We start from the raw sequence: 13,109 nt of genomic DNA, 5'->3' as shown, positions 1-13,109 counted from the left end.
GCGCGCCGCACCGGCTTTCGTCTAGCCCGCGAAGGAGCACGAGGCAACCCCGGTGCGGAGCGCGCTGACGCGGCACTAGCGTCGTCCGCGGGGAGGTGGACAGGAGAGGATGCCGTGACCGAGATCCGCACTCGCGTGCGCTCCCGGACGCCCGCCGTAGTGCGCGCCCTGCACGACGCGGTGCGTCCCGCGCGCCTGCTGCTCGTCGCGAAGACCGCACTCGCGGTCGGCCTGGCGTGGCTGATCGCGCCGCACATGCCGGGCGTCACCGACGAGTACCCCTACTACGCCCCGCTCGGCGCGCTCGTGAGCATGTACCCCACGCTCATGGGCTCGGTGCGGTCCGGGTTGCAGACGCTCCTCGGGCTGAGCGTCGGCATCGGACTCGCGACCATCGTCGTGCTGACGGTCGGGCCGACCTGGTGGACGATCGTCGTCATCGTCGGCATCGGCGTGCTCGTGTCGGGAACGGGCTGGTTCGGCGCGGGACGCGAGTACGTGCCGATGGCGGCCCTGTTCGTGCTGATCATCGGCGGGCAGAACGCCGACGAGTACTCGCTCGGCTACCTGACCCAGACCGCGGTCGGTGTGATCATCGGACTCGCGGTCAACCTCGTGATCGCCCCGGCCCCGCTGACCCTCGCCGCCGCCGCACGCGTCGATGCCTTCCGGGAGCAGTTGGCGGGGCATCTGCACGACATCGGGTCGGCTGTCTCGCAGTCATGGCCCCCCGAGAACGAGCAGTGGGCGACCGACACCGCCTCACTCGCCGATACGACCGGCAGCCTGCGACTCGCCCTCTCGGAGGCGGACGACAGCCGCCGGGCCAACCCGCGGGCCCGTGGTCGCCGCGGCGAGACCCAGCACATCCACGAGGAGCTCGAAGCGCTCGATCGCATCTCGCACCTCATCCGCGACATCGCCGACGCGATCGCCGACACGATCTGGCAGCGTCCTGGCGCTCTGCAACTCGACCACGCTCTGCCCGAGCCGTTGTCCGCGGCATGCCACGCCGTCGCGGAGGTCATCGCGCAGCGCGACGGCTCATCGGCCGAGGCGCACCGTCAGCGCGCGGAGGCCGCGCGCGCCATCCGGCTGCTGCTCGAGACGGTCGACGACCGCACCATCGACGTGCGCCGGGCGATGGGGCCGGGAGTGCTCACGGCGATGCACCTGCGCCGCATCCTCATCCTGTGCGGCGCGGGCTCCTCGTACCATGGTGACGAGGAGGCCGACTGAGATCGACCCCGCTCAGAGCGCGCCGGTGAGGGCGGCGATGCCGACGAGCACCGACACGAGTGCGAGCACCAGCGCGATCGCGATCAGCACGACGTGCACCTTCAGGAACACGGTGGCCCTGCCCGCGGCATCCCTCGCCCTCGGGTCCTTCGCGACGCGCGCGTAGAACCGCGGCCACACGAGCACGTTGAAGGCGGCGTTGAGGAAGAGCACGACGGCGAGGACGATCACCCCTCCACGCTAACGGTCGGAGACGTCCCTCGAGATCGACCGCGTCCATGTATCAGAAAGCTCTTGCCGCGCTCCTGAGAGGTGTGCTCACAATAAGACTCATGATCGACGGCGCACCCGACGGCGCTGCCCTCGACCCTGCTCCGGACGACGGCGCGGCCCGCTGGCGACGAGCGGCCGATCTGTTCGAGGCCTGGCGGGACGGCGACAGCCGCGCGATGGACGACCTCGTGCGGCTGATGACGCCTGTGCTCTGGCACGTGGTCCGCGCGTACGGGCTCGAGCGCACGCTCACCGAGGACGTGATCCAGACGACGTGGATGCAGTTGGTGCGCGGGCACCGGTCGATCGCAGAGCCCCGAGCCGTGTCGGCATGGCTCACCACCACCGCACGGCGGGAGGCCTGGCGTATCGGCAAGGCCGGAGGGCGGGTCGAGGCGACCGAGACGGATGCCCTGGATGTGCTCCTCCCCGAGCAGGAGTCGGCGGAGGACCGCGCCGCGACCGGCGACGAGAACCGCCGCCTGTGGTCGGCCGTCCGGCATCTCGCGGAACGCTGCCAGCGGCTGCTGCGGGTGATCGCCTTCGAGGACCGCCCCGACTACGCACGCCTCGCCGCCGATCTCGCGATGCCCGTGGGCAGCATCGGTCCGACCCGTCAGCGCTGCCTCGCCAAGCTGCGCGCGCTGCTCGAGGGCCCTGCGACGCGCGCCGAGGGGGCGTCATGAGCGCCCACGACCGACAGGATGCCGAGCTCTTCGCGCAGTTGCGCTCGCTGTGGCGCGACGTCGACCCCATGCCCGCGACGCTGATCGACCGGATGATCGCCGCCGTCGCCGCCGAGGGGCTGTCGGAGGAGTACGCCCTGCTGACGCTGGTCGATCATCCGCTCGGTGCGGTGCGCGGCGACGCCGATGCGCTCACCCTGCAGTTCAGCGACGGCTCCACGAGCATCCTGCTGCACGTCACCCGCACGGCGCAGGCCCGCCATCGCATCGACGGCTGGGTCGACACGGCCGCCGCCGTGATCGAGCTCGTCCAGGGGGAGCGCACCCGCGAGACCGTCCCGAGCGACACCGGCCGATTCGTGTTCGACGACGTGCCGGACGGCTTCACCCGCGTGCGCCTGACCACGACGATCGGCGATGAGAAGCGCACCCTGTCGACACCGCAGTTCGAGCTGTGACCCACCGCGGGGAGACCCGCACCCACACCGCGGGGACCGCCCGCACACACCGCGGGGCGACCCGCACAGGACGCGGGTCCGCCCGCGAGGAGGGGACCGACCATGGAGCAGCCGAGGGGTTGGAGCTGGCAGGACAGAGCGGAGGGATCGATCCGACGGGGCACCGCCCTCGACCCCCGCACCGAGCCGATCGACGGCGTGCGGGCCTTCCCGACGGCGTATCTGCCCGAGCGACTGCTCATCACGTTCGATCGGGACGACGACCAGGAGGGGCACGACGGCGAGGTCGCGGCGCTGCGCGCGGCCGCGGCCTCGTTCGGCTGGGAGCTCGACGTCGAGTCACCGGAGACGCGCCTCGCCGCGGGTCCGCTGCTGCCCGGGGTGCCCGGCTTCCTCCGCGCGCATCTGCGGACGCCCGATCAGCCGATGCGCGGTGAATCACCCGTGCCGCCCGATGCCTGGCGGGTCCTGCAGCGCGCACGACGGTCGACGAAATCGCCGATGCCGCGCACGAGCCTCGAGCACGTGGTCTCGATCGACCCCGTCGGACTCAACCCGTTCAGCCGCACGAATCCCTTCAGCCGCACGAACCCGTTCAGCCGCACGAACCCGGTGCGCGGCGCCGGCGCCGGCGGGAGCGACGACTACCTCGAACCGGGCCGTGGGGCCCGGCAGCCCGTGACCTGGGTGGGTCCGGCGCCGCAGCGCGGAGCGACCCCGAAGCGCGGACGTCGCCCCGTCGTGGCGGTGCTCGACACCGGGTGCGGCGTGCACGACTGGCTGCCCGACGACGTCGTCACGAGGCATGTCGAGCTCGACGGCGTGACGATCGGGCTGACCGACGACGCCGACCCCGAGCGGTACCCGGATCTCTACGGCCAGCTCGACGGCGAGATCGACGCCGTCGCCGGGCACGGCACCTTCATCGCGGGGATCATCCGGCAGGCCGCCCCGGATGCCGACATCCTGTCGGTCCGGATGGCGGGGGCGCTCGGCGTGATCGACGAGAGCACCTTCCTCATCACCGTCGCGCAGGTCGTGGAGCTGCTGCGCCGTCATCGGGCGGATCCGAAGACGGGCCACCCGATCGACGTGCTCAACCTGTCGCTCGGCTACTACCACGAGACCCCCACCGACGGGCTGTTCAGCCGCACGCTCGAGGCGCTGCTGCGCACGGCGCGGGAGCTCGGCTGCGTCGTGGTCTGCTCGGCGGGCAACGACGCGATCGACAGGCCGTCGTTCCCGGCATCGCTGTGGGCGTGGCCCGGCGCCGACAACGGCATCCCGCGCGACGACGACGCCCCGCTCGTGTCGGTCGGCGCGCTCAACCCGTCGGCGCGGTCGGTCGCGTTGTTCTCGAACGTGGGGCCGTGGGTGCAGGTCTACGCGCCGGGAGCGGCCGTGGTCAGCACGTCGCCCGGGTTCGTGGGCGGCGAGCAGGCGTCGTCGCGCGCCGACGTCGACGGCCTGCGGCGGGAGACCATCGACCCCGACGACTACCGCGGCGGGTTCGCGACGTGGAGCGGCACGTCGTTCGCGGCCCCCTACGTCGCGGGGCGCATCGCGGCACACCTCGGCGCCGTGCCTCCGGTGGGCGTCTCGACGACGACAGCGGCGAAGGCGGTCGCCGCGGTGCTGAAGGCGCTGCCCGCGCCGCGGGTGTAGCGCCGATCCGCGCCCGCGCTCCGGGCGACGACGATCGACCGAGGCGGAGCGGAGAGCGTTGGGCGCGCACTTCCGCGCGCGCCCACATACCGGCATTCTGGGAGGATGCCCCTGTCTGCGCGTGAGCTGCATCAGCGCGGCGTCGCCGCAGCCAACTCCCGACGCTTCGGACAGGCGCGCCGCGCACTCATCGCGGCCGCGTCGCGCCCCGGAGACGACGACCTCCGCGCGCGCATCGACGGCACCATGGCCTACGTCCTCGCCCAGACCGGCGACCCTGCCGAAGCGGAGCGGCTCACCCGCGACGCCCTCTCCCGCCCTGGACTCGGCCCCGAGACGCTCGCCCTGCTCGACGGCCAGCTCGGCACGCTGCTCATGCACGGCGGACGCCTCGACGACGCGGACGCCGCGCTCACGCGTGCGATCGACGCCCTCGACGACCGGTCCATCGAGCGCGCCAACCTGCTGATGAGCCGGTCGATCGTCGGGATGCAGCGGCATCGCCTCGACGACTGCACCGCCGACCTGCGGCGCGCGATCGCCGTGTACGAGGCGCACGGGCACGAGGAACCCCTCGCCGAGGCACGGCACAACCTCGGGTACGCCGCCCTGCTCGCCGGAGACCTCGTCACCGCCCTCGCGCTCATGACCGGCTCGAGGCCCATCCTCGCGGCGACGAGCGACCTCGCCGCCGCGATCAGCGACCTCGATCGCGCCGAGGTCCTGCGCGACGCCGGGCTCACGACCGAGGCCGAGACGCTGCTGAGCGGGGTCGCCGCGCAGTTCGGCGCGCAGCGCATGCGGCAGTCCCGAGGCGAGGCCGAGTTCCACCTGGCCCGCTCGCTGCTGCGCCACGACCCCGCCGCCGCCGAACGCGCCGCGAAGACCGCATCCCGCCGGTTCTCGTCGCTCGGCAGCGAGGGATGGGCGGCGCGGGCGGAGGCAGTGCGTCTCGAAGCGCGGATGCGCGCCCGTCCAGGGGCGCGCACCGACGGCGACGAGTTCGCCCGCGCCGCCGCCGCGCTCGCGACGGGTGGCTTCGCGACGGAGGCCGCCGCCCTGAACCTCACCGCCCGTCTGGCCGACGGCGGCCGGATGCCGCGCCTCGCCGCGGATGCCCCGACACCGTTGCGGCTGCGGGCTCAGGAGGTGCGCGCCGTACGGGCATCCGCAGCCGGCCGCGACGGACTCGCACGCCGCGCCGCCGCCGACGGCCTCGACCTGCTCACCGCGTGGCAGCAGTCGTTCGGCGCGCTCGACCTGCAGGCGTCCGTCGCGATGCACGGCACCGATCTCATGTTCGCCGGGCTGGCCGCGGCGGCGCGCTCGCACGATCCCGCCGTGCTGTTCGAATGGTCCGAGCGCGCCAGGCACCTCAGCCAGCAGGTCGCCCCGGTGCGTCCTCCTCGAGACGAGACCCTCGCCGCCGACCTCGCCGAGCTGCGGATGCTGCGCGCCGATCTCGCCGGATCGGACTGGACGACCGACCCGCGCGTCCGCGCCCTCCGCGACCGGGTGCGCGACCGGCAGTGGTCGGCGACCGGAGCGGGAGCCAGCCGCGACCGGCTCGACCTCGCCGCGACGCAGGAGCGCCTCGCACCGGGCACGGCCGTGCTCGCCTACGTGTACACCGGCACGGACCTGCTGTGCGTGGTGGCGACCACGAGCGGAGCGACGATCGTGGAGCTGTCGTGGCCGCGCATCCGGGCGACTCTCGACGGCCTGCGCGCCGACCTGGACGTCGCGGCGCTCACGCACGGAGGGCCGATGGCCCGCCTCGTCACCCGGTCCCTCGACGAGCGGCTTCTCGTGCTCGACACAGAGCTCCTGCGTCCCGTCCTCGCCGCGGCCGGCGGCGCCGAGAGGCTCGCGCTCACGGTTCCCGGCATCCTGGGCGGCATCCCGTGGGCGATGCTCCCCGGCACGATCGGCGTCCCGTTCACGATCGCGACCTCGGTGTCGCGCTGGCTCGGCGACGGGGCGCGGCGCCCCACGGAAGAGGCACGACGCGAGGGTGAGGCGCCGGGGAGACGGGATCGCCGCACGGCGGGGTTCGCCGCGGGCCCCCGGGTCGCCCGCGCCGTCGAGGAGGTGCGCACCGCGGCGAGCGCCTGGACGGACGCGGTGGTGCTCACGGGCGACGACACGCGCGTCGTCGACGTGATCGACCTGGCCGCCCGCTCCGACGTGCTGCACATCGCGGCGCACGGTCGCCACGCCGTGGACAACCCCCTGTTCTCGGGCTTCGAACTCGTCGACGGGACCCTGTTCGGCTATGACGTCGACCTGATCCCGAGCGCCCCCGAGACGGTCGTGCTGTCGGCGTGCGAGCTCGGCCGCTCCTCGGTGCGCTGGGGAGAGGAAGCACTGGGCATGACCCGTGTCTGGTTGCACGCCGGCACGCGCTGCGTGATCGCGGCCCCCGTGGTGGTCGCCGATGACGCCGCGTGCGAGCTGCTCGGAGCCGTGCACACCCAGCTCGCGAACGGCGTCTCCCCCGCGATCGCGCTCGCTGCGGCATCCGATTCCACAGGCCTGCGCGCCCCGTTCCAGTGCCACGGAGACGGACTCTGAGACTTTTCTCCACTCGATGTATCAGAACAGGGGGACCCCGCTCCTGATCTGCAGAAGGTGCCACGCGAAGGGCTTCGGACACGGAGCACGAGGGAGGCGCGGTCGGATCTGGGGATACCTCGTGCACTGGGGAGCGCGAGGAACGACACGGCCACCATCTACTCCGGGGATGTCGCGAGGGGTCGCGACATCCCCACCAGGAGTCGCCTCGGGCGGATCACGCGGGTCGGGCCGCGGATCAGCCCGCGGCGACGACCTCGAAGCCCGCAGCGCGCAGGGCCGCGAGATCGGCGGGTGTCGCCCCGTCGTCGGTGAGGAGAACGGGGAACAGCTCCGCACCGCCGACGGCGGCGAACGCCACGCGTCCGAGCTTGCTGCTGTCGGTGACGACCACGGCCCTGGTCGCCCGCTCGGCCATCATCCTGTTCACCGCGGCCTCGCGTTCGTCCTGCGTGGTGGCTCCGGCGTCCGCATCCATCCCGTTCACGCCGATGAAGGCGATGTCGAGGCGGATGCCGCGCAGCAGCTGCTCCACGAACGGGCCGACGAGCTCGTAGCTGCGGGAGTGGATCACCCCTCCTGTGACGACGACCTTGATGTCGGGGCGGGTCGCGAGCTGTGCGGCGATGTTCACGGCGTTCGTCACGACGGTGATGCCGGTCCCCGAGGAGAGGTCCTCGCGCGCCGCGAGAGCCGCGGCGATGGCGGTCGTCGTCGTGCCCCCGGACAGCCCCACGACCATGCCGGGGGTGACCAGAGCCGCCGCGGTCTGCGCGATGCTGTCCTTCTGCTTAGTGCGCAGATGGCTCTTGTAGCGGATGGGGAGCTCGTACGCGATGGTCTGCGCGACCGCGCCGCCGTGCGTCCGGGTGAGCAGACGCTGCTCGGCGAGGGAGTCGAGGTCGCGGCGCGTGGTCGCGGGAGAGGCGCCGAACCGCGCGACGAGGTCGTCGACGCCGACCTCGCCGTCTGCGGCGAGGAGGTCGAGGATCGCGTTCAGACGGGCGGCGCGCTTCATGGCTCTATCCTGCCGTGACGGGCGCGAGCGCGAAGAGCCGCAGCAGCCGTGCGGCCTCGTCGGCGAGCGCATCCCGGGCCGGGGCGAGGTACTTCCGCGAGTCGACGAGCCCGGCGTCCGCGTCGAGCACCCCGCGGATCGCGCGCGTGAAGAACCCGTTGAGATGCGTCGACACGTTGATCTTGGCCATGCCCGCACGCACGGCCTGCGCGAGGACGTCGTCGGCCACGCCGGAGGAGCCGTGCAGCACCAGGGGCACCGGGAGCGCGTCGTGGAGCCGGGCGATCAGGTCGAGGTCGAGGGACGCCGTCCGGTCCGTCATCGCGTGCGAGGAGCCGACAGCCACGGCGAGGGCGTCGACGCCGGTCGCCGCGACGAACGCGCGTGCCTCGTCGGGGTCGGTCCGCACGCCGGGAGCATGGGCTCCGTCCTTGCCCCCGACCTCGCCCAGCTCGCCCTCGACGAACACGCCGGCTGCGTGAGCGCGGCGCACCACCGCCTCCGTCAGGGCGACGTTGTCGTCGTAGGGCAGTGCACCGCCGTCGAACATGACCGATCCGAACCCGAGGGCGATCGCCTCGTCGACGAGCTCGGGGCGCTCGGCGTGATCGAGATGGACGGCGACCGGAGCGTCGGCCCGGCGAGCGACGGCGAGCGACGCGAGGGCGATCGGCTCGAGACCGCCGTGGTAGTCGGCGCAGTTCTGCGAGATCTGCAGGATGACCGGTAGCCGCGCCTGAGCGGCCGCCCGCACGAGAGCCTCGGCGGTCTCGAGGTGGATCACGTTGAACGCGCCGACGCCGACGCCGCGCGCGGCGGCATCGGTCACGAGGTCACGAGCGGAGACGAGGGTCACGGTTCTTCCTCCCGGAGGACGGATGCGACGACGAGACGCGATTCGAGGTCCGCCCAGTCGTCGGAGATGTCGCCGGCCAGCGGCATGGGCACGGCGGCGGCCGACCAGGCCGTCGCGCGTCGGAGCACGGTGCCGACATCGCGGACACCCTGCGCGTAGAGCACGGCGCAGGCCGCCACGGCGGCGTCGCCCGCCCCGGTGGGGTTGCCCGCGAGCGGGGCGTCGAGACGCGCCTGCCTCACCTCGTCGGCTGTCACGGCGAGCATGCCGTCGGCGCCCCGCGACAGCAGCACGAGCTCGGCGCCGAGGGCGATCAGCGCACGGGCTCCTCCGACGGGATCGCCGATACCCGTGGCGTCGGCGACCTCGGCTGCGTTGGGCTTGAGCACGGATGCCCCGGCCTCCGCCGCGCGCAGCAGGGCCGGACCCGAGGTGTCGACGATCGTCGGGACTCCGGCGTCACGTGCGGTGCCGATCAGCAGCGGAACGAACGACTCGGGCGCGCCCGGGGGCAGGCTGCCGGAGATCACGAGCACACGCGCGCTCGGCAGCGCGTCGACGACCTCGCCGAACAGCGCAGCCCACTCCGCATCCGTGGGGTTCGCCCCCCGCTCGTTGACGATCGTCGTGTCGCCGAGCTCCTCGTCGACGATCGCGACCGTCTGCCGGGTGGGTGCCGCGACCTGCACGAGACGATGCGCGACGCCGCTCGCCGCGAGATCCGCGGCGAACGCGATGCCGCTGCGCCCGCCCGCCGTGGACAGCGCGAGCACCGGGGCGCCCTGGGCGTGCGCCACCCGCGCGACGTTGAGGCCCTTGCCACCCGCCCGCAGCGCGCCGGCGTCCGCGCGATGCGTCGCTCCGGGGGTCAGCCGATCGACACGCCAGGTGAGGTCGAGTGCGGGGTTCGGCGTGACGGTCAGGATCATGCGAGCTCCCTCGCGCGCAGCGCCGCGCCGAGGATCCCGGCGTTGCCCGACAGCTCGGCCGGCACGAGGTCGGGGATGCGGTGGAAGCTCAGCCGTTCCGCGAGCCGGAGGCGCAGCTCGTCGAACAGCGCCCCTCCGGCGCGCGAGAGCCCACCGCCGATGACGATCGCCTCCGGCGCGACGACCGCGGTGAGCTGCGCGAGCGACAGGGCGAGCGCGTCGAGGGCGGAGGCCCAGATCTCCGCCGCGACGCGATCACCGGATGACGCGCGCGCGATCACGTCCTTCGCGCCGTCGGGCATGATGCCCGTGGCGTCGATGTAGCGACGGACGATGGCCCCGGCCGATGCCACGGCCTCGAGGCATCCGCGCGCGCCGCAGGGGCAGATCGGGCCGTCGGCGATCGGCGAGTGCCCGATCTCGCCCGCGTACCCGCCGGCCGTGTACGGCTCCCCGCCGAGGATCAGGGCTCCGGCGATGCCCGTGCCGATGACCAGCACGACCGAGTCGGAGTACGCCCGAGCGCCGCCGAGACGATGCTCGGCCCAGCTCGCCGCACGCACGTCGTGATCGAAGGCCACCGGCAGTGCGAGTCGCCTCTCCGCGAGATCACGGATCGGCGCGTTCCGCCAGCCCAGGTTGCTCGCGAACACGCCGAGCCCGGCATCCGCGTCGACGATGCCCGGCACCACGAGTCCGACCGCGCGGGGGGAGACCTCGGGATTCGCGGCGGTCAGCTCCCGGGCGAGGTCGCCCAGGCGCTCGATCACCGCCGCGGTGCGGTCGCCCTCGGCGACGGGGGTGGGGGTGCGGCGCAGGTCGAGCGCGGTCCCGTCCGGGGCGAACAGGGCCGACTTGATGTCGGTCCCGCCCACGTCGAAGGCGAGGACGGCGGGCCCTTCGCCGAGCGACGGCGCTCCGGAGAGGCGCGCTGCCTCGCCGTCAGGTGCGTTCATCGACTTCTCCGCTGAAGACCGGCGTCATGCATCCAGGATGACGGATCGCGTCAGATTGCGCGGCTGGTCGGGGTCGAGTCCCCGCGCGACCGCACGGTCGAGAGCGACGCGGTGCAGGCGCACGAGGTCGGCCATCGGATCGATCGGATGCTGCACGAAGCGCGCTCCGGTCGCCTCGACCTGCGCCGCGAGACCCTCGGGCGCACGTCCGAACTGCCAGGTGACCCGCCCCGGGGCGGCGATCGCGAGCGGGCCGTGTCGGTACTCCATCGACGGGTACGACTCCGTCCACGACTGCGAGGATTCGCGCATCTTGAGCGCCGCTTCGTGCGCGAGTCCCACGGTCCAGCCGCGACCGAGGAACGTGTACTGCTCGGCGTCCCGCAGCGCGAGATCGTCGTCGTCCGCCGAGAGCACGGCGGCGGCGTCGGCGATCGCCGCGGTCAGGTCCTCGCCGAGCGAGGCGCGGAACAGGGCGAGAGCCGTGGTGGCGAAGCGCGTCTGCACCACGGACCGCTCGTCCGCGAAGGGCAGTAGCACGGCGTCGTCGACCATCCCGACCAACGGGGAGGTCTCGTCTCCGATGACGCCGATCACGCGGGTGCGGCCGGCGACGCGGTCGACGAGCTCGAGGACCTCGGTCGTCGTGCCGGAGCGGGTCAGCGCGACGATCGCGTCGTATCCCCGGTCGACGAAGGACTCCGATGCGGCGAAGGCGTCCGTCTGGCCCTGACCGGCCGTCTCACGAAGGGTGGCGTACGACTGCGCCATGAACCAGGACGTGCCGCACCCCACGACCGCGACGCGCGCGCCCGCGGCGGGCAGCACCGACTGCTGATCGCGCATATCGGCCGCCCGGCCCCAGGTCTGGGGCTGCGAGGTGAGCTCTTCACGCATGTGCGAGCCGGGCTGAGTGAGCGTCATTGCGATCCTCCAGGACGATAATCTGACATTTTGTGATTGTTTTGCACGCAGTTCGATCATAGTATGTCGCTTCAAGAGATCCTCGCAAGGTTCCTCTTGATTTGTTTATTCTCCTGACAAATAATCGAACACGATCAGCCGCCGACCCACCGGAGAGCGGCCCTACGCACCGTCGCGTGATCCATTCGCGACTGTGCGCATCCTCCGCTCCTCGAGCGGTTCTCGTCACAGTGAGGAATGCAACACATGAAGAAGTCACTGCGGTTCGGCGCGGTCGCCCTCGCGGCCACCGCCACACTCACACTCGCCTCGTGCGGATTCAGCGGCGGCTCGGGAGGCGACGGCGGCGATGCCGACGGCAAGACCACTCTCGACATGCTCGTCCCCAGCTACTCCGACGCGACCAAGGGTCTCTGGGAGGACGTGATCGCGGGGTTCGAGAAGGAGAACCCCGACATCGACGTCAAGCTCGAGGTGCAGTCGTGGGACAACCTCGAGAAGGTCGTCTCGACGAAGATCCAGGCCGGCGAGGCGCCCGACATCTACAACGGCGGACCGTTCGCCGGCTTCGTGGGCGACGAGCTGCTCTACCCGGCGAAGGACGTCGTGTCCGAGGACACCTACTCCGACTTCCAGGACTCGTTCATTGCGAACGCCGAGGTCGACGGCACCGCCTACGCGCTGCCGCTCATCGCTTCGGCGCGCGCACTCTTCGTCAACAACACGCTGCTCGATCAGGCCGGCGTGACCGAGGCGCCGAAGACGTGGGACGAGCTGCTGGACGCCGCGACCAAGGTGTCGGCACTCGGCGGCGGCGTCGCCGGCTACGGCATGCCCCTCGGCTCGGAGGAGGCCCAGGCCGAGGCCGCCGTCTGGCTGTGGGGCGGTGGCGGGTCGTTCGGCGATGCGTCGGAGATCACGATCGACACTCCGGAGAACCTCGCGGGCGCCGAGCAGATCAAGAAGATGATCGACGCGGGCGCGACGCAGGCCGACCCCGGCTCGACGCAGCGCTCGCCGCTGATGGACATCTTCATCCAGGGCAAGATCGGCATGCAGGTCGGCCTGCCGCCGACGGTCGGCCAGATCGAGGAGGGCAACCCCGACCTCGACTACTCGATCGTGCCGATCCCCACGAAGGACGGCTCGGCCTTCACGCTCGGCGTCATGGACCAGCTCATGGCCTTCCAGAACGACGACGACAAGAAGGACGCCATCACGAAGTTCTTCGACTACTACTACTCGGCCGACGTGTACGTGCCGTGGGTGCAGGCCGAGGGGTTCCTGCCCGTCACCAAGTCGGGGGCCGAGAAGCTCGGCGGCGACGAGAAGCTCAAGCCGTTCCTCGACGTGCTCCCCGACGCGCAGTTCTACCCGTCGACGAACCCGAAGTGGTCGGCTGCCGACGGCGCGTTCAAGTCGCTGTTCGGACAGCTCCAGTCGAAGTCGGCCCAGGACGTGCTGACCGAGATCCAGACGCAGGTCGACGCGGGCTGAGCCCCGCCCACCCTGCGGCATCCCGCGATCCAGC

Annotated in this window: 12 protein-coding genes; 6 read left to right on the top strand and 6 right to left on the bottom strand. The window is 72.2% G+C overall.

Features of this window, described 5'->3' with window-relative positions:
* Positions 1-114 precede the first annotated feature (114 nt).
* Positions 115-1,239 (top strand): aromatic acid exporter family protein, encoded by a 1,125-nt coding sequence (locus ACIPY8_RS01210; RefSeq protein ID WP_400814067.1) that lies wholly within the window; start codon positions 115-117, stop codon positions 1,237-1,239.
* Positions 1,240-1,251: 12 nt separating this feature from the next.
* Here the strand turns inward: ACIPY8_RS01210 and ACIPY8_RS01205 are convergent, their stop codons facing one another.
* Complete coding sequence (locus ACIPY8_RS01205; protein ID WP_400814065.1) at positions 1,252-1,470, bottom strand: SCO4848 family membrane protein; 219 nt, start codon at positions 1,468-1,470, stop codon at positions 1,252-1,254.
* Positions 1,471-1,571: 101 nt separating this feature from the next.
* Here ACIPY8_RS01205 and ACIPY8_RS01200 point away from each other — a divergent pair, with 101 nt between their 5' ends.
* The 4 genes from ACIPY8_RS01200 (at position 1,572) to ACIPY8_RS01185 (ending at position 6,895) form a co-directional block, all read left to right on the top strand.
* Entirely contained in the window at positions 1,572-2,198 is a 627-nt protein-coding gene (locus ACIPY8_RS01200) for an RNA polymerase sigma factor (protein WP_400814063.1), read from the top strand.
* Positions 2,195-2,656 carry a hypothetical protein gene (locus ACIPY8_RS01195; protein WP_400814061.1) on the top strand — a complete coding sequence of 154 codons (462 nt, stop codon included), beginning with the start codon at positions 2,195-2,197 and terminating at the stop codon, positions 2,654-2,656. The genes ACIPY8_RS01200 and ACIPY8_RS01195 overlap by 4 nt, the downstream gene beginning before the upstream one ends.
* A gap of 102 nt (positions 2,657-2,758) precedes the next feature.
* Positions 2,759-4,321, top strand: coding sequence for a S8 family peptidase (locus tag ACIPY8_RS01190; RefSeq protein ID WP_400814059.1), 1,563 nt, complete (start codon positions 2,759-2,761; stop codon positions 4,319-4,321).
* A gap of 105 nt (positions 4,322-4,426) precedes the next feature.
* Entirely contained in the window at positions 4,427-6,895 is a 2,469-nt protein-coding gene (locus ACIPY8_RS01185; protein ID WP_400814058.1) for a CHAT domain-containing protein, read from the top strand.
* Between the two features lie 238 nt (positions 6,896-7,133).
* On the opposite strand, the gene ACIPY8_RS01180 is transcribed toward ACIPY8_RS01185, so the two are convergent.
* Genes ACIPY8_RS01180 through ACIPY8_RS01160 form a run of 5 tightly spaced genes read right to left on the bottom strand, consistent with a single transcriptional unit; the run spans position 7,134 to position 11,578 of the window.
* Positions 7,134-7,913, bottom strand: a complete 780-nt coding sequence (locus ACIPY8_RS01180) for a DeoR/GlpR family DNA-binding transcription regulator (RefSeq protein WP_400814056.1) — start codon at positions 7,911-7,913, stop codon at positions 7,134-7,136.
* Positions 7,914-7,917: 4 nt separating this feature from the next.
* Positions 7,918-8,769, bottom strand: a complete 852-nt coding sequence (locus ACIPY8_RS01175; RefSeq protein ID WP_400814053.1) for a ketose-bisphosphate aldolase — start codon at positions 8,767-8,769, stop codon at positions 7,918-7,920.
* On the bottom strand, positions 8,766-9,698 hold the full coding sequence (locus tag ACIPY8_RS01170) for a 1-phosphofructokinase family hexose kinase (RefSeq protein ID WP_400814051.1): 933 nt from the start codon (positions 9,696-9,698) through the stop codon (positions 8,766-8,768). The genes ACIPY8_RS01175 and ACIPY8_RS01170 overlap by 4 nt, the downstream gene beginning before the upstream one ends.
* Positions 9,695-10,654: an ROK family protein gene (locus ACIPY8_RS01165; RefSeq protein ID WP_400814048.1), complete on the bottom strand. Its 960-nt coding sequence runs from the start codon at positions 10,652-10,654 to the stop codon at positions 9,695-9,697. The genes ACIPY8_RS01170 and ACIPY8_RS01165 overlap by 4 nt, the downstream gene beginning before the upstream one ends.
* Positions 10,655-10,678: 24 nt before the next feature.
* On the bottom strand, positions 10,679-11,578 hold the full coding sequence (locus ACIPY8_RS01160; protein WP_400814046.1) for an SIS domain-containing protein: 900 nt from the start codon (positions 11,576-11,578) through the stop codon (positions 10,679-10,681).
* A 246-nt stretch (positions 11,579-11,824) separates the two neighbouring features.
* Here ACIPY8_RS01160 and ACIPY8_RS01155 point away from each other — a divergent pair, with 246 nt between their 5' ends.
* Positions 11,825-13,075, top strand: a complete 1,251-nt coding sequence (locus ACIPY8_RS01155; RefSeq protein WP_400814044.1) for an extracellular solute-binding protein — start codon at positions 11,825-11,827, stop codon at positions 13,073-13,075.
* Positions 13,076-13,109: the final 34 nt, after the last annotated feature.

The sequence above is a fragment of the Microbacterium sp. NPDC089696 genome, assembly GCF_044749125.1.
Classification (GTDB): domain Bacteria; phylum Actinomycetota; class Actinomycetes; order Actinomycetales; family Microbacteriaceae; genus Microbacterium.
Note: the sequence above shows the minus strand (reverse complement) of the source record. Positions and strands in the feature narration are given on the sequence as shown.

Excerpts from the sequence above, each read along its gene's own strand:
- ACIPY8_RS01170 (WP_400814051.1), bottom strand. The coding sequence starts at position 9,698 with ATGATCCTGACCGTCACGCCGAACCCCGCACTCGACCTCACCTGGCGT.
- ACIPY8_RS01185 (WP_400814058.1), top strand. The coding sequence starts at position 4,427 with ATGCCCCTGTCTGCGCGTGAGCTGCATCAGCGCGGCGTCGCCGCAGCC.
- ACIPY8_RS01190 (WP_400814059.1), top strand. The coding sequence starts at position 2,759 with ATGGAGCAGCCGAGGGGTTGGAGCTGGCAGGACAGAGCGGAGGGATCG.
- ACIPY8_RS01180 (WP_400814056.1), bottom strand. The coding sequence starts at position 7,913 with ATGAAGCGCGCCGCCCGTCTGAACGCGATCCTCGACCTCCTCGCCGCA.
- ACIPY8_RS01160 (WP_400814046.1), bottom strand. The coding sequence starts at position 11,578 with ATGACGCTCACTCAGCCCGGCTCGCACATGCGTGAAGAGCTCACCTCG.
- ACIPY8_RS01200 (WP_400814063.1), top strand. The coding sequence starts at position 1,572 with ATGATCGACGGCGCACCCGACGGCGCTGCCCTCGACCCTGCTCCGGAC.
- ACIPY8_RS01155 (WP_400814044.1), top strand. The coding sequence starts at position 11,825 with ATGAAGAAGTCACTGCGGTTCGGCGCGGTCGCCCTCGCGGCCACCGCC.
- ACIPY8_RS01165 (WP_400814048.1), bottom strand. The coding sequence starts at position 10,654 with ATGAACGCACCTGACGGCGAGGCAGCGCGCCTCTCCGGAGCGCCGTCG.
- ACIPY8_RS01195 (WP_400814061.1), top strand. The coding sequence starts at position 2,195 with ATGAGCGCCCACGACCGACAGGATGCCGAGCTCTTCGCGCAGTTGCGC.